19 protein-coding genes are annotated in these 22,914 nt (G+C 29.5%); 6 read left to right on the top strand and 13 right to left on the bottom strand.

Features of this window, described 5'->3' with window-relative positions; genetic code table 11:
• Window positions 1–78: 78 nt before the first annotated feature.
• The 6 genes from ACFQZW_RS05980 to ACFQZW_RS05955 form a co-directional block, all read right to left on the bottom strand.
• Window positions 79–1,443 carry an OmpA family protein gene (locus ACFQZW_RS05980; RefSeq protein WP_386781765.1) on the bottom strand — a complete coding sequence of 455 codons (1,365 nt, stop codon included), beginning with the start codon at window positions 1,441–1,443 and terminating at the stop codon, window positions 79–81.
• A 137-nt stretch (window positions 1,444–1,580) separates the two neighbouring features.
• Window positions 1,581–2,942, bottom strand: coding sequence for an OmpA family protein (locus ACFQZW_RS05975; protein WP_298262711.1), 1,362 nt, complete (start codon window positions 2,940–2,942; stop codon window positions 1,581–1,583).
• A 119-nt stretch (window positions 2,943–3,061) separates the two neighbouring features.
• Window positions 3,062–4,255, bottom strand: coding sequence for a glycine C-acetyltransferase (gene kbl / locus ACFQZW_RS05970; RefSeq protein ID WP_386781762.1), 1,194 nt, complete (start codon window positions 4,253–4,255; stop codon window positions 3,062–3,064).
• A gap of 31 nt (window positions 4,256–4,286) precedes the next feature.
• Window positions 4,287–7,457, bottom strand: coding sequence for a UvrD-helicase domain-containing protein (locus ACFQZW_RS05965; RefSeq protein WP_386781760.1), 3,171 nt, complete (start codon window positions 7,455–7,457; stop codon window positions 4,287–4,289).
• Between the two features lie 82 nt (window positions 7,458–7,539).
• Window positions 7,540–7,974, bottom strand: coding sequence for a tellurite resistance TerB family protein (locus ACFQZW_RS05960; protein WP_298262714.1), 435 nt, complete (start codon window positions 7,972–7,974; stop codon window positions 7,540–7,542).
• A gap of 61 nt (window positions 7,975–8,035) precedes the next feature.
• A complete protein-coding gene (locus tag ACFQZW_RS05955; RefSeq protein ID WP_386781757.1) occupies window positions 8,036–8,476 on the bottom strand; it encodes a TerB family tellurite resistance protein in 441 nt (146 codons plus the stop codon).
• 103 nt (window positions 8,477–8,579) lie between these two features.
• On the opposite strand from ACFQZW_RS05955, the gene mfd reads away from it, so the two are divergent.
• Genes mfd through ACFQZW_RS05940 form a run of 3 tightly spaced genes read left to right on the top strand, consistent with a single transcriptional unit; the run spans window position 8,580 to window position 13,180 of the window.
• Window positions 8,580–11,960: a transcription-repair coupling factor gene (gene mfd / locus ACFQZW_RS05950; RefSeq protein WP_386781755.1), complete on the top strand. Its 3,381-nt coding sequence runs from the start codon at window positions 8,580–8,582 to the stop codon at window positions 11,958–11,960.
• Window positions 11,947–12,810, top strand: coding sequence for a DMT family transporter (locus ACFQZW_RS05945; RefSeq protein WP_298262717.1), 864 nt, complete (start codon window positions 11,947–11,949; stop codon window positions 12,808–12,810). Before mfd ends, ACFQZW_RS05945 begins: the two co-directional genes overlap by 14 nt.
• A gap of 1 nt (window position 12,811) precedes the next feature.
• Window positions 12,812–13,180 (top strand): hypothetical protein, encoded by a 369-nt coding sequence (locus tag ACFQZW_RS05940; RefSeq protein ID WP_298262718.1) that lies wholly within the window; start codon window positions 12,812–12,814, stop codon window positions 13,178–13,180.
• Here the strand turns inward: ACFQZW_RS05940 and ACFQZW_RS05935 are convergent.
• The 3 genes from ACFQZW_RS05935 to dprA all read right to left on the bottom strand — a co-directional run bounded on the left by ACFQZW_RS05935 (window position 13,177) and on the right by dprA (window position 15,483).
• Window positions 13,177–13,773, bottom strand: coding sequence for an HAD family hydrolase (locus tag ACFQZW_RS05935; protein ID WP_298262719.1), 597 nt, complete (start codon window positions 13,771–13,773; stop codon window positions 13,177–13,179). The two genes, ACFQZW_RS05940 and ACFQZW_RS05935, sit on opposite strands and share 4 nt — an antisense overlap.
• Window positions 13,774–13,884: 111 nt before the next feature.
• The gene (locus ACFQZW_RS05930) at window positions 13,885–14,301 is read right to left on the bottom strand and encodes a nucleoside 2-deoxyribosyltransferase (protein ID WP_298262720.1); all 417 of its coding nucleotides are present in this window, start codon (window positions 14,299–14,301) and stop codon (window positions 13,885–13,887) included.
• A 78-nt stretch (window positions 14,302–14,379) separates the two neighbouring features.
• The gene (dprA, locus tag ACFQZW_RS05925; protein ID WP_298262721.1) at window positions 14,380–15,483 is read right to left on the bottom strand and encodes a DNA-processing protein DprA; all 1,104 of its coding nucleotides are present in this window, start codon (window positions 15,481–15,483) and stop codon (window positions 14,380–14,382) included.
• Window positions 15,484–15,578: 95 nt separating this feature from the next.
• Here dprA and ACFQZW_RS05920 point away from each other — a divergent pair, with 95 nt between their 5' ends.
• Together ACFQZW_RS05920 and ACFQZW_RS05915 are read left to right on the top strand one after the other, a co-directional pair.
• Complete coding sequence (locus ACFQZW_RS05920; RefSeq protein WP_298262722.1) at window positions 15,579–16,505, top strand: HU domain-containing protein; 927 nt, start codon at window positions 15,579–15,581, stop codon at window positions 16,503–16,505.
• A 69-nt stretch (window positions 16,506–16,574) separates the two neighbouring features.
• Window positions 16,575–17,084, top strand: coding sequence for an acyl-CoA thioesterase (locus ACFQZW_RS05915; protein WP_298262723.1), 510 nt, complete (start codon window positions 16,575–16,577; stop codon window positions 17,082–17,084).
• A 4-nt stretch (window positions 17,085–17,088) separates the two neighbouring features.
• On the opposite strand, the gene ACFQZW_RS05910 is transcribed toward ACFQZW_RS05915, so the two are convergent.
• Genes ACFQZW_RS05910 through ACFQZW_RS05900 form a run of 3 tightly spaced genes read right to left on the bottom strand, consistent with a single transcriptional unit; the run spans window position 17,089 to window position 20,060 of the window.
• Window positions 17,089–18,324, bottom strand: a complete 1,236-nt coding sequence (locus ACFQZW_RS05910) for a murein hydrolase activator EnvC family protein (protein WP_298285105.1) — start codon at window positions 18,322–18,324, stop codon at window positions 17,089–17,091.
• Window positions 18,324–19,100 carry a DUF4292 domain-containing protein gene (locus ACFQZW_RS05905; RefSeq protein WP_372800385.1) on the bottom strand — a complete coding sequence of 259 codons (777 nt, stop codon included), beginning with the start codon at window positions 19,098–19,100 and terminating at the stop codon, window positions 18,324–18,326. The genes ACFQZW_RS05910 and ACFQZW_RS05905 overlap by 1 nt, the downstream gene beginning before the upstream one ends.
• Window positions 19,101–20,060, bottom strand: coding sequence for a tetratricopeptide repeat protein (locus ACFQZW_RS05900; RefSeq protein WP_386781748.1), 960 nt, complete (start codon window positions 20,058–20,060; stop codon window positions 19,101–19,103).
• A gap of 154 nt (window positions 20,061–20,214) precedes the next feature.
• Here ACFQZW_RS05900 and ACFQZW_RS05895 point away from each other — a divergent pair, with 154 nt between their 5' ends.
• A complete protein-coding gene (locus tag ACFQZW_RS05895; RefSeq protein ID WP_386781746.1) occupies window positions 20,215–22,074 on the top strand; it encodes an ABC-F family ATP-binding cassette domain-containing protein in 1,860 nt (619 codons plus the stop codon).
• Here the strand turns inward: ACFQZW_RS05895 and ACFQZW_RS05890 are convergent.
• The gene (locus ACFQZW_RS05890) at window positions 22,071–22,787 is read right to left on the bottom strand and encodes a 3'-5' exonuclease (protein ID WP_298285113.1); all 717 of its coding nucleotides are present in this window, start codon (window positions 22,785–22,787) and stop codon (window positions 22,071–22,073) included. The genes ACFQZW_RS05895 and ACFQZW_RS05890 overlap by 4 nt on opposite strands.
• Between the last annotated feature and the right edge of the window lie 127 nt (window positions 22,788–22,914).

Raw genomic sequence — 22,914 nt, 5'->3', positions numbered from 1 at the left:
ACACCATAAAAATAGAAAAGTCAAAACAAATGTTTTGACTTTTCTAAAACTATTTTTAGTTATTTAGTTAGATCATTATTAATCTATTAACTTCACATCAACTCTTCTGTTTTGTGCTCTTCCTTTAACGGTGTTGTTAGAAGCTATTGGCATTTCTTCTCCATAGCCTTTAGCAGTTAAATTACCTGAAGAAACTCCTTTAGTAATTAAGTAATTTTTAACAGCTTGTGCTCTACTATCAGATAATTCTTGGTTACGAGACTTGCTTCCAACACTATCTGTATGACCAGAAATGGTAAATTTTTCAGTTGAATATTTAACCATAATACGAGCTGCTTCATCTAATTTTGAAATAGTTTCAGATTTAAAGGTTGTTTTTCCCGTATCAAAATAAACTGTTTTAAACAATTCTTCAAGTTTTGCCACTTCAGTTTCAGTAATTTTTGGGCAACCATTATTTGAAGCTGGACCAACTTCATTAATACATTTATCATCTTTATCTAATACACCATCTCCATCGGTATCTGGCCAAGGACATCCTTTGTTTAAAGAAGGGCCTGATACATTAGGGCAGGCATCATCTTTATCAACTACACCATCTCCATCGGTATCTGGACAACCATTATTAGCTTTAGTTCCTTTGTTATTAGGACACGCATCATCTTTATCAGTTATACCATCTCCGTCTGTATCTGGGCAGCCATTTAATTCTTCTAAACCAGCCACAGAAGGACAGTCGTCTTTTGAATCAATAACTCCATCTCCATCTGCATCTGGACAACCATTATACTCAACCAATCCAAATACATCAGGACAGGCATCATATTTATCATAAATAGTGTCTCCATCCCTATCATTTCCTCCAAACTTAAGTACAAAACCTAACGAGTGTTGAAAATGTTGTACAATGTTACTTTCAAAAGTGTGTTTATATTTAGACTCTATATTTAATCCAAATTTTTCATTAAACCACACGTTAAATCCTACTCCTCCATTAAAGGTTCCTATTCCAAAATCATCCATCCAAGTATATCCACCTCCAATGGTAGCATATGGATCAAACCAAGAAGTTTCACCAAAAGCTTCATTTAAGTCATATTTAACAGCACCATCTAAACTAACATATGACATATTGCTCTCTGAATTATCTCCAACTTTTGAAATTCTATTTAATGAAGCAGCTCCCTCAATGCTAAATCCATCAGTTAAGTACTTTCCAATAGTTAATTTAGAAACTGAAGCCAGTATGTTATAATGATCTTTTGTATTAACAAATTCATCGAACCATCTACCATGTCCATTCAAATTTGCATTGGTTGGGTAAAAATCAATTGCATTTGTACCAATTCCAATAAGCCAAGTATTGTTTTTGTCTTGTGCCACTAAACTGGCAGTTCCCATAATTAGAAGTATAACTAATAACGTAGTTTTAAAATATTTCATCGGTGAGAATTTAATTTGTGAATAATCTGTTTACTAACAAATTTAACTTATTCATTATAAAATATCCAAATAATTTTAACAAAAAAAAGGGGTGATTCATATGAATCACCCCTTTTTTACTGATAATTTTTTATAATTTATTTTATCTCGTTGATTTCAACTCTTCTATTGTTGAATCTTCCTTCTTTAGTAGCATTAGTATCAATTGGAGATGCTTCACCAAATCCTTTAGTTACCAATCTATTTGCATCAACTCCTTTATTTACAAGGTAAGTTTTTACTGAGTTAGCTCTAGCTTTAGATAATTCTAAATTTCTAGCATCAGAACCTGTATTATCTGTATGACCATCAATTGAGAATCTAAATTGTAAGTTTTGGTTTTGATTTAAAATAGTAGCAACATGGTCTAAAATGGTTGCAACTTCAGGTCTAATTGTTGATTTTCCTGTATCAAAGTTAATCCCTTTAGCAGCTTCATTTACTGTTTCTTGATCAACAAAAATTTCTGGACATCCTTCATTTGATGCAGGACCAGGAACCTCAACACATCTGTCAATTAAATCAATTACACCGTCTTCATCAGTATCTTTGAATGGACAACCCGCATTTGTTTTTGGGCCAGGTACTTCAGGACATGCATCATCTTTATCTGCAACACCGTCTTTATCTTTATCTGGACAACCGTGTAATTTCATTTCTCCAGGAACAGTAGGACATTTATCTTTCATATCGATAACACCATCACCATCTGTATCAGGACATCCATCAAATTTTGCTAAACCAGCAACTTCTGGACATTTATCACAACAGTCACTAACACCATCATTATCAGAATCTGTATCAGGGCAACCATCAAATTCTGCTAAACCAGCTACATCTGGACATTTATCATCTTTATCTCTTACACCGTCTCCATCAGAATCAGATTTTCCAAATCTCCAAGTTAATCCAACTGAATGTTGGTACATTTCAAAATCAATAGGTGTATTTACTTTTTTGTATCCTGTAGTAAAGTTGATACCAACTTTATCTGATATCCAAGCATTAAAACCTGCACCAGCATTGAAACCTAATCCGTCTTTTGAACCTACCCAGTTTTCACCAATACCAGCATATAAGAAAGGATCAAACCATCCTGTTTGTCCAAATGCATTGTTTAAATCATATTTTACATTCAAATCTAATCCTACGAAAGTAACATCAGAACCAGCACCCCAAGGTCTGTCAATTTTATTAACTGCTCCAGCTACTTCAAGGCTAAATCCTTTTCCTAAAAATCTGTTCACAGAAATTCTACTTAACCAAGGCACAACATTTACGTCGTTTCCATTAAAGTCATAAGACCCAAAATAACCAGATTTTGCATCTGATGCTGTACTAACGTCAATAGCATTAGTTCCAAAGTTTAACATCCAAGGATTTTCTTTGTCCTGAGCATTAGCAGTGCTATAGGATGCAATTAATAACAAAGCCAATACGGCAATTTTTAAATGTTTCATTTTCAATAAATTAAATTAAATGTTCTTTTTTTATGTTTTAAGCAACAACCCTTATGCTGTATAACTTAATTAACAAATTTACAAATTATTCTTAAATAGAGTACAATATTATGATAATTCTAGACAATATTCAACTTTTTACCCACTTTTATAAAGGCTTTTATGGCTTTATCTAAATGATTTTGGCTATGAGCTGCTGATAATTGAACTCTTATTCTAGCTTTTCCTTTTGGCACAACTGGGAAAAAGAATCCTATCACATAAATTCCTTCTTCTAGCAACATATTAGCCATATCTTGAGATAATTTGGCATCGTATAGCATCACTGGAACAATGGCAGAATCTCCTTTTACAATATCAAAACCAGCTTTGGTCATTCCTTCTTTGAAATAATTAGTATTCCATTCCAATTTATCCCTTAAAGAAGTATCTTTAGAGATCATTTCAAATACTTTTAGTGAAGCCCCTACAATTGCTGGAGCTAATGAATTTGAAAATAAGTAAGGACGTGATCGTTGACGAAGTAACTCTATAATTTCTTTTTTCCCTGTTGTGTAACCTCCCATAGCTCCTCCAAGAGCTTTTCCTAAGGTACCAGTTACAATATCAACTCTACCCATCACATTTTTTAACTCCAAAGTTCCTCTACCTGTTTTTCCAATAAAACCTGCTGCATGACATTCATCTACCATTACTAAAGCATCATATTTATCCGCTAAATCACAAATTTTGTCTAAACTTGCAACTACACCATCCATTGAAAAAACTCCGTCCGTTACAATAATTTTGAAGCGGTGGTTATTTTTATTTGCTTCAATTAGTTGTTCTTCTAGAGCTTGCATATCGTTATTTTCATATCTATAACGAGCAGCCTTGCATAAACGAACTCCATCAATAATTGAGGCGTGATTTAAAGAATCTGAAATTATAGCATCCTCTTGTGATAATAATGGCTCAAAAACACCACCATTAGCATCAAAAGCTGCAGCATATAAAATAGTATCTTCTGTTTGATAAAAATCGGCTATTGTTTGTTCTAATTGTTTATGAATGTCTTGTGTTCCACATATAAAACGAACCGAAGACATTCCAAACCCATGCGTGTCAAGAGTTTCTTTTGCTGCTTGAATTATTTCTTTATTATTAGATAAACCTAAATAGTTATTTGCACAAAAATTAATTACCTCTTCTCCAGTATTAATTTTAATTACCGCATCTTGAGAAGTTGTAATAATTCGTTCAGATTTGTATAAACCTGCTTCTTTAATCTCTTGCAGTTCGTTTTGTAAATGTTGTTGTATTTTACCGTACATGTTGTTTATTTTTTTACAAATTTATAAGTTTTTAAACTTCTTCAACAATAATTTCTTCATTAATATATACCAATATTTTTTTAATAATTAAATAATTTAAATCTTCAAGAATATTTTTATAATTTATTAGTTGTTGATGATATTTTTTATGAGGATTTCCTGTTTTATAATCTATAATTACTACTTCATTATTATTGACTACTAATCTGTCGGGGATGATAATTTGTTGATCTTTAGAAAGAATTTCTTGTTCGGTATAAACTTCATTATTTTGCTCAAAATACATTTGAAGTTTTGGGTGATTTACAATATTGTTGAGTATTAAACTTATGGCTACTTTTTCATTTTTTGAAATAGTACCATTAAAAATATATGTATTTACAACTTCTTCAATGTCGTTTTTGGTATTAATTTTTGATAAAATTTCATGAATTAAATTTCCATAACCAATTGCTTTTCCTTGTTCGGTATCCCAAAGTAAAGAAGAGTTAGCTACAATAGAAATGTTATGGTTTTTCCAAGAATTTGAAATAAAACTTTGTTGAAAACTCGATTTATTTTCTTCCTGCACTTCAATAGTTACTCGTTTTGGGTTTCCAAAAGTATAGTCATTTATAGCTGCATCCCAGGCATTTATTTTTTTTAAATAATTAATGAAAAACCCCGAGGTTACTGATAATTTTTCCTCTCCTTTTGTTAAATTTTGTTTTTCTGAAATAATATATAATTGTTCTATAGGACGAGTTAATGCAACGTATAATAAATTAAAATTATCTAATTCTAATTCTTCTCTTTGTTTTTCAAACAACTGTACTCCTTGCTCTCCAACATAATTTAACTTATTACTATAGTTAACCAATACCGAGTTTATAGTACTTTCGCTATTAAAATTATACCAAACTTTTGGGTTAATTTGTCGATAAATTTCAATATCATACGGAAAAATAACTACTGGAAACTCTAATCCTTTAGCTTTATGAATCGTCATAATTCTAACCGCATTTTTAGCTTCAGGAGCTACAATGCTAAGCTTCTCTTTTTTTAATTCCCAATAATCTAAAAAAGCATTTATTGAAGTTTCCTTTTTTTGTTGGAACTCAAAAACTACATCTAAAAAAAATTGAATATTTGAATCGGATTCTATAGCTAATTTAAAACTTCTAATACAATACTCTATACTTTCATAAAATGGACTTTGAACAAACTCATTATAATTAAAATAAAGCTGATATTGTTGAAGTTTTTCAAAAAACTGAGTAAAAGGAAGTTCAATAAAATGACTGAAAAATTTATGTTTTGACTCTTTAATTTTTAAAAAATCATATAAAAAATAAAGCAGCTTAATCTTATATTCTTTAGCTAGTGGGTTTTCCAACGCGTATAATAAATTAATAAGAAAGTTTATTTTTTTACTGTTTTTTAACAACAAGGTTTCTGATGAAATTATCTCAATTCCGTTTTCTGATAAATAATTAGCAACTGCAATGCCTTGATCTTTTTTTCTAACCAATACACACACTTCATTTTTTTGAAATGAAGCATCTAAATTTTGAATAATATTTAAAACCTTTTTAGGATACACTAATTCTTTATCTTCATCCTCATTACTTTTTTCTACAAATGACAACTGTACAAAACCTCCTATATTAGTAGTTGTATTTTGATTATTTCCATTAAAATACAAATTACTATAATTTGCGTTACTTAAAAATTGTGAAATATGTTGAAAAAACTTATTGTTAAAATTTATTATTTCGCTAAAGCTTCGGTAGTTGGTTTCTAAATTTTGTAGCTTTTTAGGCACATAAAAAGGATTATTAGTTGGAGCTATTTCTTTTGAAGAAAGGTTTATAAACTGTTCTGCTTTACCTCCTCTCCAACGATAAATAGACTGTTTTGCATCTCCAACAAGTAGTAATTTACCTTTTTCACCCAATTCATTTTCAGATGAAAGGGCATTATCTATTAATGGTATTATATTTTGCCATTGTAGTTCAGAAGTGTCCTGCATTTCATCAATAAAATAATATCGAAATTTTTCACCAATACGTTCGTAAATAAATGGTGCAGGTTCATTTTTAATGGTATTGCTAATTAACTGATTAAACTCCGCATTAAGCATTATATTATTTTCACTTTTTAATTCTTGTAACGCATTATTGATATAATTTAAAACAGCTAAAGGAATTAAACTTTCAATAATTAAACTGTTTAAAACATAGCTATTGTAAAAAGTTTCGAATATTTGTTTTGAAATAAAGTAGTAGTCTTTTAATTGATCTGAAATTGCTTCAATAGATGACTTGGAAACGGCATTACATTTGGCTGCATAGAGGTTTTTATTTTCTTCGATTGTTTTATTTAACCTTCCATCAAATTTTACAGCCTCTGGCTTTTGTTGCTTTAAGTTTTGGAGCTTTAAAAAATGTTTAGGAAGTTCACCAGCATAGCTAAACTCATTAAACTCTAAGCCATTATTTTTAATAAGTGTTATTGCTTTTTGGGCAACTTCCTTAAAATTATGTTCAATTTTTTGATTTTCTTTTTGAAGTTTATTTTTCAGCAATTTAAAATCTTGAACAGAAACATTTGTTAATAATTTTAAATGAGAAGCATGATTTTCATTTAAAATAATTTTTGCAAACTCTTTTAATTCTCTTGAAACATCCCAAGCTTTATCTTCATCTACTTTTTGAAGTGAATAATTAACCAATAAGTTTGTTAGCTCTTGATCTTCTCCTATTTTTGAAATTACTAAATCTACCGCTTCATTTAACAAACTTTCAGCATCCATTTCTACCTCAAAATTTAATGGAATTCCTAAATCAAAAGCAAAAGTTCTAATTAATTTATGGGTAAAACTATCAATAGTTGTAATATTAAAAGCTGAATAATTTTGAAGTATTGCGTTTAAAATTATCTTCGATCTTTTAAAAATTATATCATCTAACAAGTTTGTTTCTACGCCTATAACCTTAAGCATTTGGTTGGTAGTTTTTTTGGAAAATGCATTTAAATTTTCAACCACCCGCTCTTTCATTTCGCCAGCCGCTTTGTTGGTAAATGTAACTGCTAATATTTGTTGAAATTTATAAGGATTCTCACTGGTTAAAAGAATTTTTAAATACTCCTTTACCAAAGTAAACGTTTTACCGCTTCCAGCCGAGGCATTATATACTTGAAATGATGTTTGGTTTTGCACGTTCTATTTTTGATGCAAAATACCACTTTAAACACAAAAAGCCGAACGTTAAGTTCGGCTTTTTCAACATTTATTTAACCTATTAAATTTTATTTACCTTTTTAATAGCATTTGTAAATTCATCTAAATCGTTGTCATTTAGCACTAAATGAATGGCTTCATCAGCTACTTTTTCAACATTATCAATTGGAAATCCAAGTCCAACACATATTTTTTTTAACACTTTAGCTTCATCTCCTGTAGCTTCATTATCAGCAAAAACCATTTTTGCTAAATCATATAAATGTTCTATACGTTCTTCATAACTATGAGGAGTGTATATTGGATAATCTTCTGGATTATTTAAAATTTCTTTGTATTTTTCTTCTAAAATATGAAATCTTTTAGCCAATCTTTTTAATAATACTTCTTCTCCTTCAGACAAAAAACCATCTGCCTTTGCCAATCTAACTACACTAGCAAAATGTGCAATATTTCTTTTTTGTTTACCACTTAAATTATGATCTGAAATTCCCATTTAATAAATTTTAACCGCAAATATAAATAAATATCTAAATATTTAAATTTAATTTTTCAAGTTAATGTTTCATGGGGTTTGCTTGTTTAATAACTTTTTTAAAATCGTCCATATCAGGTTCTTTTAAAAAAAACTTAATTGCTTCTTTAACAATTAATCTTGCGTTTTCTGCTGGAAAACCTAAACCTACGGCAATTCTATCCATCATAGAGGTTTTATCTATTGTTGGATTTTTATCTAAGAATAGCATTTTGGTTAAGTCGTATAAATGCTCTAATCGCTCCTCATAACTTACAGGCGGATTAATAGGGTACTTGTTTGGGTTTTTTAATATGGCTTCGAATTCATTTATAGTTATATCTAACCTTATCGCTAATCGTTCCAGTAGCCTGCGTTCATCTGCGTTAATCACATCATCAAGCAAAGCTAATCTAACTATCGAAGCAAAATGCCCAATATTTTGTTCGTGTAACCCTGTTGGGTATAAATCTGAAATAGACATAATAACTGATACTTTTTTAATTCACTTACCTAAATTTACATAATAATTGTTAATTTTTTTCATTTTTTTTATAAAATACTACCTTTGGCAAAATTTGCAACAGTTGAGTAAGCAAAATATTATTAAAACCTACGAACAAATTGTTGAAAACAAACAATTTGTTCAACTCTTATTAAAAGAAAAACAACAAATTCAAATTTCGAATTTGGTTGGATCTTCATTGTCTTTTATCATTTCTGAAAGCTTTAAAAAAGTAGATAAGCCCTTCCTATTAATCTTTAACGATAAGGAAGAAGCAGCCTATTATTTAAACGATTTAGAACAATTGTTAAATGATAAAGATGTGCTTTTTTATCCAGGATCTTACCGTAGGCCTTATCAGATTGAAGAAGTTGATAATGCCAATGTTTTATTACGTTCAGAAGTTTTAAACCGATTGAACTCTAGAAAAAAACCAGCGGTAATTGTAACCTATCCAGATGCACTCTTTGAACAAGTTGTTACCAAAGCGGAATTAAACAGAAACACCCTAAAAATTGGTGTAAACGATAATTTAAGCTTAGATTTTGTAAACGAGGTCTTGTTTGAATACCATTTTAATCGTGTTGATTTTGTTACCGAACCAGGTGAATTTTCTGTTCGTGGGGGTATTATTGATGTATTTTCATTCTCAAATGATGAACCCTATAGAATTGAATTTTTTGGCGATGAAGTAGATAGCATTCGAACTTTTGATGTTGAAACTCAACTTTCAACCGAAAAACTAACAAAAGTTAGCATAATGCCAAATGTTGAAAATAAAACATTGGATGAAAAACGAGATAGTTTTTTAAAATATATTTCCTCTAAAACTGTTGTTTTTACTAAAAATAAAGACCTATTTGCTGATAGACTTAATAAACTATTCTCAAAGGCAGAGGAAGTGTTTAAACAATTATCTACTTCCATAAACCACACCAAACCAAGTGAGCTTTTTTGTAATGGTCAACTCATAAAAAAACAATTAAAAGATTTTACAACTGTTGAAATTGTAAACACATTTCAAGCAGGAGTTACTTCTAAAACACAACAAAAAATTCTTCAAAATGGAGAAAACAATGCCATAATATTTAATACAAAACCACAACCAGCATTTAATAAACAATTTGATTTGTTAATTGAAAATTTTCATCAAAATTCAGAAAAAGGTTATACCAATTATTTGTTTTGTGATTCTCAAAAACAAGCCGATCGTTTTCATGATATTTTTAATGATGTTGACAAAGAAATTGAATACAAAACCATTGTTTTTCCATTATTCCAAGGTTTTATTGATGTAGATAACAAGTTAGTTTGCTATACCGATCATCAAATTTTTGAACGTTATCATAAGTTCCGTTTAAAAAATGGCTACGCTAAAAAACAAGCTATTAGCTTAAAAGAATTAACCAATCTTGAAATTGGAGATTTTGTTACCCATATTGATCACGGTATTGGAAAATTTGGAGGACTTCAAAAAATAGATGTTGAGGACAAAAAACAAGAAGCTATTAAATTAATTTATGGAGAACGCGATATTTTATACATCAGCATTCACTCACTTCATAAAATTTCAAAATACAACGGAAAAGATGGTAAAGCTCCTAAACTTCATAAATTAGGTTCTAAAGTTTGGAAAAACCTTAAGCAAAAAACCAAATCTCGTATCCGTCATATTGCTTATAACTTAATCGAGTTGTATGCAAAACGAAAATTTCAAAAAGGATTTCAATATCAACCAGATAGTTATTTACAACACGAGCTTGAGGCTAGTTTTTTATATGAAGATACTCCAGACCAATCTTCAGCTACTCAAGATGTAAAAACAGATATGGAAAGTGAACAACCTATGGATAGGTTGGTTTGTGGAGATGTTGGATTTGGAAAAACTGAAGTTGCGGTTAGAGCCGCTTTTAAAGCAGTCGATAACGGAAAACAAGTTGCTATTTTAGTGCCAACTACAATTTTAGCTTTTCAACATTTTAAAACATTTAGCGAACGTTTAAAAGATTTTCCCGTAACTGTAGAATATTTAAATAGGTTTAGAACAGCAAATCAACGAAAAGGAGTGTTAACTGGTTTAGAAAATGGTTCTGTTGACATTGTTATAGGTACGCATCAATTAACTAATGCAGCTATAAAGTATAAAAATTTAGGATTGTTAATTGTTGATGAAGAACAAAAATTTGGTGTTGCTGTTAAAGACAAGTTAAAAACCATTAAAGAAAATATTGACACTCTTACATTAACCGCAACTCCAATTCCAAGAACACTGCAATTTAGTTTAATGGCAGCTCGAGATTTATCAGTAATAAGCACTCCGCCACCAAACCGGGTTCCTATTGAAAGTAATGTGATTCGTTTTAATGAAGAAATTATACGTGATGCTATTCGATATGAAATACAACGAGGTGGACAAGTATTTTTTATACATAACAGAATTGAAAACATAAAAGAAGTTGCTGGAATGTTACAACGGCTAATACCAGATGCTAAAATTGGTATTGGTCACGGGCAAATGGATGGTAAAAAATTGGAGCAATTAATGCTTTCTTTTATTAATAATGAATTTGACGTGTTGGTTTCAACCACCATTATTGAAAGTGGTTTAGACGTGCCGAACGCAAATACCATTTTTATAAACAATGCCAACAATTTTGGCTTATCCGATTTACACCAAATGCGTGGAAGAGTTGGACGTTCAAACAAAAAAGCGTTCTGTTATTTTATTACACCGCCTTATCATATGATGACAGATGATGCGCGTAAAAGAATTGAAGCCATTTCGTTATTTACCGATTTAGGAAGTGGAATTAATATTGCCATGAAAGATTTAGAAATTCGTGGTGCTGGTGATCTATTAGGTGGTGAACAAAGCGGTTTTATTAATGATATTGGTTTTGATACGTATCAGAAAATATTGACCGAAACCATTGACGAATTAAAAGAAAATGAGTTTAAAGACTTGTACAAAGATGATTCAAATGAGCCAAAAAAATATGTAAAAGAGATTCAAATTGATACTGATTTTGAAATATTATTTCCAGATGATTATATCAATGTAATTTCTGAAAGATTGAATTTATACAACCATTTAAGTGAGTTAAAAACCGAAGAAGAATTACAACAATTTGAAGTACAATTAATTGATAGATTTGGTGAGCTTCCAACACAGGTAGTAGATTTATTAGACAGCGTTCGTATAAAATGGATCGCTAAAAAATTAGGTATAGAACGTTTAATTTTAAAGAAAAATAGAATGATTGCTTACTTTGTTTCTGATCAACAAAGTTCATATTATCAAACACCCATTTTCACAAAAGTGCTGTCGTATGTTCAAAAAAACCCAACAAGTTGTGTGATGAAAGAAAAGGAAACCAAAGCTGGGCTACGTTTATTACTTACCTTTATCAAAATAAATTCGGTTGAAAAAGCTTTAAATACCCTTGTAAATGTTGAAAAATAATCATTTAAAACATGTTTTAGAACTAAATATAGCAGTGCTTTTAGTTAGCACGTCGGGGGTTTTAGGGCGTTATATTGAAATGCCACCACCTGTTACTATTTGGTTGCGATGTGTTTTTGCTGCAATTATTTTAGGGATCTTTTGTTGGTATAAAAAAATAGATTTAAAAGTACTTCGAAAAAGAGACTGGTTCACTATAGGAATCAGTGGTTTATTTTTTGGAGCACATTGGGTAACTTATTTCTACGCCTTGCATCTTTCCAATGTGGCAATTGGAATGCTTTCATTATTTACCTACCCTGTGGTAACAGCGCTACTTGAACCCTTATTTTTTAGAACTAAATTAAATATTAAACATGTAGTTTTAGGCGGTATAGTTTTAGTTGGAATTTATTTTTTAACACCCGAATTTGATATTCATAACAACTATACCAAAGGAGTTATTTTTGGACTAATTTCTTCAGTTTTTTATGCAATTAGAAATATTTTAATGAAGAAAAAAGTAGCCAACTATCATGGCTCTATGCTAATGTTTTATCAAATGATTATAATTACTTTAGTTCTATGGCCAGTTCTTTTTATTTTTGAGACAAATCCAACTATAAACGATTGGTCTGCTCTTATTGTTTTAGCTTTATTTACTACTGCCATTGGACATACGTTATTTGTAATAAGTTTTAAAAACTTCTCGGTAAGTACTGCAAGTATTATGAGTAGCGTACAACCTATTTATGGAATTATATTCGGCTTGTTATTTTTAAATGAAATACCAACCTCAAAAACTATTATTGGAGGAATTTTAATAATTTCGACAGTAATTATTGAAAGTATTCGAACAAACAAAAAGTAATATGGAATTTTTCAGAATTATTGATAAACAAACTACAGAAGAACAGCTTCAAAAAAATATACTGCCAACTACTATTGATAGGTTTACTGAGACTATGCTTTTTCTTGAAAGTTTCAATTCTGATTTTAAAGGCGTTACTCTTTGGGGTGAATTCAATATTAGTTATCACAAAATTAATGGAGGTGTACGATTTACTTTGCTGGATTGCCCAAATGCACTATCGTGGACGATAACCACAGGCTTTCCACCTGAAAGAAATAAAATTGTAGTACACTGCACCATAAACCGAATTCAAAAACCAACTGAGTTTATTGAAGAAATTGAAGAATTTTTAGGTGAATGGGAGGCTGGATTGTTTGAAAATTTCTAAAATGTAAATTCCATTGTAAAATAATTAGTTACATCTATCACATGCATCCCCACACTTTCTGCAGCTTGCATTCCTAAAATTCCATCTTCAAAAACCACGCAATCTTTTGGAGCAACTTTCATCAATTCAGCACATTTTAAAAAAGTTTCAGGATGTGGCTTAGGGTTGATAATATCTGTAGAAGTAACAACTATATCAAAATATTGTTGCATATTAATAACTTCTAATGTTTTTTGGGCTCCACTTCTAGTACTCCCAGTTCCAATAGACATTGGTAAAACTTGATGATATTTTCGAATTACATCTGCTACTATTGAAATTTCTTTAGTACTCTCTACTAATGTTTTAAAATGAGATGACTTTATGGCTCCAACTTCAATAGGATTCATGGTAGTTCCAAATAACTCATTTAGTTTTAAAATAGTTGCAGTTCTTGGCTTTCCTGTTAAACTCATAAATAACTCTGCATTAAAATCAATGCCATAAGGAGTAACGGCTTTTCGCCATGATTCAAAATGATATTGCATCGTATCTGCTATGGTGCCATCTAAATCAAAAATGAGACCCTTTACATTTTTTGGGATTTCAATCATATCGGGTTTGAATAGGTTTTGTTGCGTGTTTAAAGTTCAAATTTAACAAAAAAACGAATAGGAAGTCCTTTAGAGTTTTCGTAAGTTGGCTTAAATTAGCAATAAACTATATTACTGTATTACAGGTAGTTTTTTTAATAATTTTAATATTTTTTTCATCAACTCTTTTAAATGAGTTCCGTTTTCATACTCTATATTGTAAGTTGAACTTCCAGAAGCTGTAGTTGAATATTCGGAACCCTTTTTACGTAAATAAATAATCGGTTTTCCTTTTGCTTTTGCATATCCAATTTCAATTCCTACTCCAATTGATTTAGTCGTCAATTCAGCAATTAGAAAATCAGAGTTGTCAATCTCAACAAACGCTGTTTTCATCATTTCAATTTCCTCATTTTCTTTGAAATTATATTTATCAACAAATGAAAGTAATTTAATATCATTCGTTTTACATATTTCAATCAAGCTTTGTACTTCTTTATCGAATAATTTTCGGTTAGAATAACTTATGGCTAAATATGCATTTCTCATTTTTGTTAAATTACCTAACAATTATTTTTATAAACGACAAAAATAGAAATTATTGAAAGAACCAACGTAAACAAACCATTAAATAGCTTCAAACAGTTTTCCAGGTAATGGTTTTACTATTCCTTTCATTTCTAAATTAAATAATACTGTAGTTGTTTTATGGATGGGCAAATTACAATTCAAAGAAATTACATCTAACATTTTTTTACCTTCATCTACTAAAAAATCGTACACTAATTGTTCAATTTCGTCTAATTCAACAAATAATTGCTTTTGAATTGTTTTTGTTAAGGTAGTTTCCAATTCCCAATTTAACATTTCTATCAAATCTTTTGAAGAAGTTAAAATGGCCGCTTTATTTTGCTTAATTAAATTATTACAACCCTTACTATAAGTGTCAGATGCTCTACCAGGAACTGCAAAAACATCTCTATTATATGAATTTGCAATATCTGCAGTTACTAAAGAACCTCCTTTTTCAGCAGATTCAATGATAATAGTTGCCTCAGAAATACCCGCTACAATACGGTTTCTTTTTAAAAAATTTTCTCGAGTTAAAGCGTCATTATGCCAAAAATCAGTTAAAAAACCACCATTATTGTTAATTTGAGCCATGTATTTTTTATGGGATTTAGGGTAAATTTCTTCAAAACCATGAGCCAATACTCCAACGGTTTGCAAGTTGTTTTTTAGAGCTGCTTTTTGTGCGCAAATATCTACTCCATAAGCAAAACCACTTACAATTATTGGGTTATAACTTTTAAGTTCTTCAATTAATTTTTCACAAAAAGTCCTTCCGTAACTAGTAATTTTTCTTGTTCCAACAATACTTATTACTGGATGATTTAATAAATTAATAGTTCCATCTTTAAATAATAGTATAGGACCATCTATACAATGTTTTAATTTTTCGGGATAATCCTTTTCTTTAAAATAAAGTGTTTCAATTGCTTTTTGTTGAATGTATTTTAATTCCTTTTCTGCATCTTTTAAATTTTTTATATCAAATAAATGGCGTATGGTAAAAGCTCCTATCCCATTTATTTTTTGAAGTGTTTGTTGTTTTTCTTTTAGTACATTTTTGGCGCTTCCACAGTGAGATATTAACTTTTTAGCATTGATATCTCCAATACCTTTTGCACGTTGAAGTGCCAAAACATAGAGTAATTCTTCTTCTAGCATATTTTAACAATTTGAATGTCAATATATAAAATTATTGTTAATAAAAAAGCTGATAACTTTCAAAAATACATTCGCTTTTTTCTATATTTGTTTTAATGACACTAGCAAAATACATAAGCGACTTATTATACCGATATGAATGTGTAATTATTCCAAATTTTGGCGGATTTGTTACCAATGAAATTTCTGCAAAAGTAAATCACTATACGCATACATTTTATGCACCTTCTAAACAATTAACCTTTAATTCACATTTACAAAATAATGATGGTTTATTGGCAAATTATATAGCAGCGTCTCAAAATATTTCATATTCAAAAGCTTTAGAGTTTATTTCTAAAGAAACCGAACAATGGAAATTTCTTTTAAAAAATAATGAATTAGATATTGAAAATATTGGGTCACTTCGTTTAAATAAAGAAGGAAATTATATTTTTGAACCCAACACCTCTGTAAACTATTTAACTTCATCTTTTGGTTTTAGTACTTTTAATTCACCAGCAATTAAACGTATGGAATACCAACAAAAAGTTAAACAACTTAAAACTATAGCTCCTGTTTTACCAACCAATGAAAATAAAACGCCTGCTTTTATAAAATATGCAGCTAGTGCAGCTATTATTTTTGCTTTAGGAACGCTCGGTTGGAACGAATATCAAAAAATAACATACAACAATTTGGTAGCTGAAGCTGAACAACAACAGCAACAAGTAGAAAAAACTATTCAAGAAGCAACCTTTGTTATCAACAATCCATTACCTGCTATTACTTTAAATGTTACCAAACAAACCTACAACTATCATGTAATTGCTGGTGCTTTTAGAGAGTCTATAAATGCTGAAAAGAAACTTAAAGAGTTACTTGAAAAAGGTTACAATGCTAAAATTTTAGGAGTCAACAAATGGAATTTAACACAAGTTTGTTACTTAAGCACCAATTCTAAAAATGAAGCAATTAACACCTTAAACAGCATTAAAAAAAGTGTTTCTAAAGATGCATGGTTGTTAGTAAAAGAGTACTAATAACTTAGACTTTATAGCTTTTATTATTTTTCATAAAATAGCCTTATCTTTGCCGAAAATCAAAAAGGCATGGTAAAAACACCTAAAGAATCTTTAACTATTTTAACTGATATTGTTTTACCTGGTGAAACCAATCCATTAGGAAATCTATTTGGAGGAGAATTACTAGCTAGAATGGATAGAGCTTGCAGCATAGCTGCACGTCGTCATTCAAGAAGAATTGTTGTAACAGCCTCAGTAAATCACGTTGCTTTCAATAAAGCTGTTCCTGTTGGAAGTGTAGTAACAATTGAAGCAAAAGTTTCACGTGCCTTTAAATCATCTATGGAAATATATGTAGATGTTTGGATTGAAGATAGAGAATCGCAAGAGCGCTCTAAAGTTAACGAAGGAATTTACACCTTTGTTGCTGTTGATACAACAGGTACTCCAGTAACTGTTCCCCAAATTGAACCTGAAACGGAATTAGAAAAAAAACGTTTTCAAGGTGCATTAAGAAGAAAAGAATTAAGTTTAATCCTTTCTGGAAAAATGAACCCAAATGAAGCTACTGAATTAAAAGCACTTTTTACAAATTAAACAACTACATTCTATAAATCCAAGAAGCTGGGTTTTCTGTGGTAGTGTTTTTTGACAGTACAAACCCAAGTATAGTTTTACCCGTAACCTTATCTGTAAAAATAGTCCCAATTTCTTGTTTTGTAGTTACTTTATCACCCTTATTTACAAATACGGTTGCTAAATTTTTATAAATGGAAATATAATTTCCGTGTTGAATATATACCATTTTTTTATTCCCACTCATTACTTGTACCGCTAAAACTGTTCCGTTAAAAACCGCTCTAGCTTTACTTCCTGAACTTGTAGTAATTCTAACTCCATTACTTTTAATAGTTGCTGTTTTAACAATTGGATGAGGCTGATTTCCGTAGTACATAGAAACATACCCTTTTTCAACTGGCCAATCTAGTTTTCCTTTGTTTAACTCAAATTTAGAAGCTAATTCTTTAGCCTCTGGCGTTAAAGCAAAAGTAGCAGAAGAACTTGAAGTTGTAGTTTTTGTTGATCCAGAAGCTTTATTAGATGCCACAATTGCATCTCTAATTAACTTTTCAATTTGTGCATCAATTCTACTCTCCTCTCTTTGAAATTGTTTTATTTGTCTTTTATACTTGTTTTCTTTTTTCTTAATTTGAGTTAACAAATTTTCTTGCTCTTTTTTTTCTTTTTCTATAACAAATTGTTCTTTCTTTTTTTCTTCAAGCAACACTTGCTTTTGTTTTTTCTTTACTTCTAAAGAATCCGTTAATATTTCTAATTCTTTAGTTTTTTCAATAATCTCTTCCCCTTGTCTTTTTCTAAATGAAGTATATTGCTTCATATATTGAAATCTTTTATATGCTTGAAAAAAGTTGTCGGATGATAGTAAAAACATGATTCTACTATTTTGAGATTTACTTTTATAAGATTTAAAAATCATGTCTCCATAATCTTTTTTTAAAGCTTCAAGATTGCGCTTATTTTTATTAATTTCAAGCTGATTTAAATAAATTTCGTTACCTAATTCATTTGATTCTTTAGTGATAATTGAAATTAACTCTTGGCGTGTGTTAATTTTGCCATCTAAATCTTTCAACTCAACCAATAGGTTTTTTTCTTTTCTTTTGGTATTTGAAAGTAATGCATTAATGTATATTTGATCCTTTTGTAATTGAACACGACGCGCTTCTAATTTTTGACGCTTGGTTTTTTGAGCCGATATATTTACACTTAACAAAAGTGCTACTGCAAGAAAAAGGTAATTTAATTTAAACTGCATTATTCTAAACTAATTTCTTTGTAACCATTAGGAATTGAAAAAGGAAACGTTAATTTTTGATTAAATTCAACTGATCTATATTCAATATTAATTGTAGTTATACTTTTATTATCAGTAGCCCTAATACGAATATTTTCAGGGAACTGTTCTCCTTTAATTTCTTTATAATGCGGATAAGATACAATTAATAATTGTTGTTTTTCAGTATTTCTAATTTCTTGTTTATTTAACTTAAAATTATCTGGATTCATAAAAAATAAAATCCCAAACAAATCATTGTCTTTTTTAGGACTTAATTGATATAAGTTATTCGCTATTTTTGAGTTATATTTTCCTTTTTTTAAATCTAAAACTGCTTGCCCTAGTAAAATATTTTGGACTTTTTCATAATCTAATTCTGTCCCCAACCACTTACTTAATAGAGAAAAATCGCCATCAAAATATGTGCGTTGTAACTTTTCGTAATAACTAACCCTAGTAGGTGTTATTTTTACTTTCGCTAAAGGAATTCCAAGTTTGGTGGCACTCATCCAAATTGTTTTATCTTTTTCTATTCGTAATTTAATCGTAACGGAAGCTGATGTTTTACGGTCTTTGTAACGAGCACTTATTTTAGCATTGACTGTTTTTTTATTAAAATTTTGATGGTAGTGGTTGTTAATTATTTTTTTTGTTGAAATATCTCGAACAGTACTTTTATCTGCAATGTTTTTATTGGTTTTACATGAAGTAATTATCAATAAAATTAATACTACTATTTTTGAAATGTTTTTCATTTAATTTCTTTGTCTTAATTCTTGAAGCTTTTGTTTATATTTCAAAAGTTCTTTTTCTTTATTCAACCCTTCATAACTTATAATCAACTGCATATAAAACTCGGCTTCCATTTTTATATCATCTATTACAAAATCAATGCCAATAGTTAAAACGTCAACAGCTTCATTATATTTTCCCAACTTATTTAATGCCAGTCCATTTATTTTATACAAATAAGGTTGAGCTGGGAATAAATCTAGTGCTGCTTTACTATCTAAATACACCTGTTTAAATTTCTCTTCAGTTACTTCTTTTAATAAAATTTCTTTTAAAATTTTAAACTCTTTTTTTTCAACATAAATTTTTTTTAAGGAGTCTATATCAGTAGTTTTATAATCATCCACCTCAGTTAACTTCTTATGAATAATTACTTTAGCTCTGGTGTCCAAATATTTTTGATATGCTTTGGTTTTTAACGTTGTTAAACCTCTTTCTTTAATTTCAGAAATTAATTTTTTAGCGGCTTCCAAATCAGAATTTTGAAGGTAAAGCACCACCAATCCATCAGAGTATTTTGGGTTGGCATCCATTAATTTCTTTTGAATTTCTATTGCATCAATAAAATTTCTTTGAGCTCTTAAAATGGCTACTTTTTGACTTAATAAGTAATTGTTATTGGGCTCTTTTGCTAAAGCTTTATTGATAAAAATTTCTGCTTCAAAGTATTTTTTTAGCGCCAAATAATTTTTAGAAAATTCAAAAAAAACAGCCACATTAGTAGAATCTATTTCATAACATCTTTCTAAATTTTCAATGGCTTTGCTATAATTATTAATAGCTTTTTGTTTTAAAGCTTCAAAAAAATGAGTTTGAAACATTAACTGTTCATCTTCATTTATCGTTGCTTTTTGAGCTGAAACTAGTATTGAAAAAAACACCATTCCAACTATAAAAATGCTATGTAACCTATTTCCTTTCATACAGGTTTGCAATATACAATTTATTAGAGCTAAATATAATTGACTATTGCAAAAATTAAAAGGTTTATATTAAATTTTAAAGTTAAATACTCATAATGATGTTATTTAAAGTTTTCACTTTAATTTTATGTAGTTTTGTGAAAATTTTGAAAGAATGAATTACTTATCAGTTGAAAATATATCAAAAGCATTTGGAGAGGTTGAGCTGTTTAGCAACATTTCTTTTGGAATTAATAAAGATCAAAAAATAGCTTTTATTGCTAAAAATGGTACTGGTAAAACTTCGATGTTAAATATTATTGCGGGTATCGACAATCCTGATACTGGACAAGTTATCTCTCGCAAAGGGTTAAATATTGAATATTTATCTCAAGAAGATTGTTTAAATGACCATCTTACAATTGAACAAACCATTTTTGATTCAGATAATGAAACTTTAAAAGTTATTGAAGAATATGAAAATGCTTTAAAAAATCCTTCTGACGAAAAAGCCTATCAACTTGCTTTTGAAAAAATGGAAACATTGAATGCTTGGGATTTTGAAACGCAATACAAGCAAATATTATTTAAATTAAAATTAGACGACTTAACTCAAAAAGTTGGTTCACTGTCTGGTGGACAGCGTAAAAGACTCTCTTTAGCTGTAATTTTAATTCATAAACCTGATTTATTGATTTTAGATGAGCCAACCAATCATTTAGACCTAGAAATGATTGAGTGGTTAGAAAGTTATTTTGAAAAAGAAAAAATCACTTTATTTATGGTTACACACGATCGCTTTTTTTTAGAACGTGTTTGCAATGAAATTGTAGAGTTAGATAATGGTAATTTTTATACCTATAAAGGAAATTATTCTTACTATTTAGAAAAAAAAGAAGAACGTGTTGAACAAGAACAAGCCAGTATAGAAAAAGCCAAAAACCTTTTCAACAAAGAATTGGAATGGATGCGCAGACAGCCCAAAGCACGAACTACTAAATCCAAAAGTAGAATTGATGATTTTTATAAAATAAAAGAAGAAGCCCATAAACGAAGAAACGACCATACGGTTCAACTAGAAATTAATATGGAACGTATGGGGTCTAAAATTCTAGAATTACACAACATTTCAAAATCGTTTGATAATTTAAAAATATTAGACAAATTTGATTATGTTTTTAAAAGAGGAGAACGCATAGGTATTATTGGTAAAAATGGTACTGGAAAATCGTCCTTTTTAAATATGATTACTCAAAAAATCCCTGTTGATTCTGGCAAAGTAGTTGTTGGAGAAACTATTAAATTTGGCTTTTATACACAAAATGGAATCAATCCTAAACCCAACCAAAAAGTAATAGAAATTATTAAAGAATACGGCGAGTATATCCCGTTAACTAAAGGTCGTAAAATTTCAGCTGCGCAATTATTAGAACGCTTTTTATTTAGTAGAAAACGACAATATGATTTTATTGAAAAATTAAGTGGTGGTGAACGTAAACGCTTGTATTTATGCACGGTATTAATTCAAAATCCAAACTTTCTAATTTTAGATGAACCTACTAATGATTTAGATATCATAACTTTAAATGTATTGGAAAACTTTTTATTAGATTTTCCTGGGTGTTTGTTGGTTGTTTCTCATGATCGCTATTTTATGGATAAAATTGTAGACCATTTATTTGTGTTTAGAGGAGAAGGTATTGTTGAAGATTTCCCTGGTAACTATTCCGATTTTAGAGTTTATGAAGACTCTAAACCTGCAGAAACAACATCCGTTGTAAAAAATACAGATACTCGAGAAAAAAACACTACCAAAGCTAAATTATCCTATAAAGAAAAAAAAGAATACGACGCTATTGAAGGTGAAATTGAAGCTTTAAACATCGAAAAAAAGAATATTGAAACTCAATTTTTAGACACTTCTTTATCAGGTGAAGAAATAAATGAATTATCGATTAAACTTCAAGAAATAGCTAAAAAAATTGAAGAAAAGGAAGATCGATGGTTTGAACTCACAAGCCTACTTGAAGATTAAACATATATTATATCCATTTCTTCCATAAGTGGCTCATTATTAAAACGAAGCAATAATTGTGCTACTGCTACCGCATCTTTCTCACAATATCTAACTATCCTGTCAATATTCCCTTCTTTGTAATACACTTCTCCAACTTCACTTCCACTAATATCATCTTTAGGAGAAGGAATCTTTAAAATTGAAGTCAATAATTTTAAAGAAGTATAATGTTTATAATCTCCAAATTTCCATAACTCCATAGTGTCTAAATGAGGAATTTCCCAAGGCTTTTTCCCAAATAAATTTAATTTTTCTGGCAACGCTATTTGATGAATAATCATTCTTCTTGCTATGTATGGAAAATCAAACTCTTTACCATTATGTCCACATAGCAAGTGTTGAGGCTTATTAAAATGATTTTCTAGCAGGTTCTTAAAATCATTTAAAATCTTTACCTCATCTCCAAAAAAAGAGGTAACCCTAAAAGCTCTACTGGTACTGTTGAAATTAGAAAAAAAGCCAACTGAAATACATACAATTTTACCAAATTCAGCCCAAATTCCAGCTCTTTCATAAAATTCAGATGGGGTTATTTCGTCTTTGCGTTGGTATTGTGTTTTTAAATCGAATAGTTCTTGTTTTTCCTCAGATAAATCGGAATAATTTTCTACTTCAGGAACTGTTTCAATATCTAAAAACAAAATGTTTTCAAAATTTAATTTTAAGTTCATAGCTTCACATTTTTTACTAAAAATACTAAAATAACATCTAAAATTAACAACTTTTGTTCGTAAAATTAATATTATGTAATTTTAATGTTAGCTTAATGTTATAATTTTATTTAAATCTCTTCATTTA

Origin of the sequence: Lutibacter aestuarii, assembly GCF_042676885.1 — a bacterium.
GTDB lineage: Bacteria > Bacteroidota > Bacteroidia > Flavobacteriales > Flavobacteriaceae > Lutibacter > Lutibacter aestuarii.
Note: the sequence above shows the minus strand (reverse complement) of the source record. Positions and strands in the feature narration are given on the sequence as shown.

What these genes read in the sequence shown, in the direction of transcription:
- kbl (WP_386781762.1), bottom strand. Translation starts at nt 4,255, where the DNA reads ATGTACGGTAAAATACAACAACATTTACAAAACGAACTGCAAGAGATT.
- ACFQZW_RS05980 (WP_386781765.1), bottom strand. Translation starts at nt 1,443, where the DNA reads ATGAAATATTTTAAAACTACGTTATTAGTTATACTTCTAATTATGGGA.
- ACFQZW_RS05895 (WP_386781746.1), top strand. Translation starts at nt 20,215, where the DNA reads ATGAATTACTTATCAGTTGAAAATATATCAAAAGCATTTGGAGAGGTT.
- dprA (WP_298262721.1), bottom strand. Translation starts at nt 15,483, where the DNA reads ATGCTAGAAGAAGAATTACTCTATGTTTTGGCACTTCAACGTGCAAAA.
- ACFQZW_RS05915 (WP_298262723.1), top strand. Translation starts at nt 16,575, where the DNA reads ATGGTAAAAACACCTAAAGAATCTTTAACTATTTTAACTGATATTGTT.
- ACFQZW_RS05890 (WP_298285113.1), bottom strand. Translation starts at nt 22,787, where the DNA reads ATGAACTTAAAATTAAATTTTGAAAACATTTTGTTTTTAGATATTGAA.
- ACFQZW_RS05960 (WP_298262714.1), bottom strand. Translation starts at nt 7,974, where the DNA reads ATGGGAATTTCAGATCATAATTTAAGTGGTAAACAAAAAAGAAATATT.
- ACFQZW_RS05900 (WP_386781748.1), bottom strand. Translation starts at nt 20,060, where the DNA reads ATGAAAGGAAATAGGTTACATAGCATTTTTATAGTTGGAATGGTGTTT.
- ACFQZW_RS05955 (WP_386781757.1), bottom strand. Translation starts at nt 8,476, where the DNA reads ATGTCTATTTCAGATTTATACCCAACAGGGTTACACGAACAAAATATT.
- ACFQZW_RS05920 (WP_298262722.1), top strand. Translation starts at nt 15,579, where the DNA reads ATGACACTAGCAAAATACATAAGCGACTTATTATACCGATATGAATGT.
- ACFQZW_RS05905 (WP_372800385.1), bottom strand. Translation starts at nt 19,100, where the DNA reads ATGAAAAACATTTCAAAAATAGTAGTATTAATTTTATTGATAATTACT.
- ACFQZW_RS05945 (WP_298262717.1), top strand. Translation starts at nt 11,947, where the DNA reads ATGTTGAAAAATAATCATTTAAAACATGTTTTAGAACTAAATATAGCA.
- ACFQZW_RS05930 (WP_298262720.1), bottom strand. Translation starts at nt 14,301, where the DNA reads ATGAGAAATGCATATTTAGCCATAAGTTATTCTAACCGAAAATTATTC.
- ACFQZW_RS05940 (WP_298262718.1), top strand. Translation starts at nt 12,812, where the DNA reads ATGGAATTTTTCAGAATTATTGATAAACAAACTACAGAAGAACAGCTT.
- ACFQZW_RS05910 (WP_298285105.1), bottom strand. Translation starts at nt 18,324, where the DNA reads ATGCAGTTTAAATTAAATTACCTTTTTCTTGCAGTAGCACTTTTGTTA.
- ACFQZW_RS05935 (WP_298262719.1), bottom strand. Translation starts at nt 13,773, where the DNA reads ATGATTGAAATCCCAAAAAATGTAAAGGGTCTCATTTTTGATTTAGAT.
- ACFQZW_RS05975 (WP_298262711.1), bottom strand. Translation starts at nt 2,942, where the DNA reads ATGAAACATTTAAAAATTGCCGTATTGGCTTTGTTATTAATTGCATCC.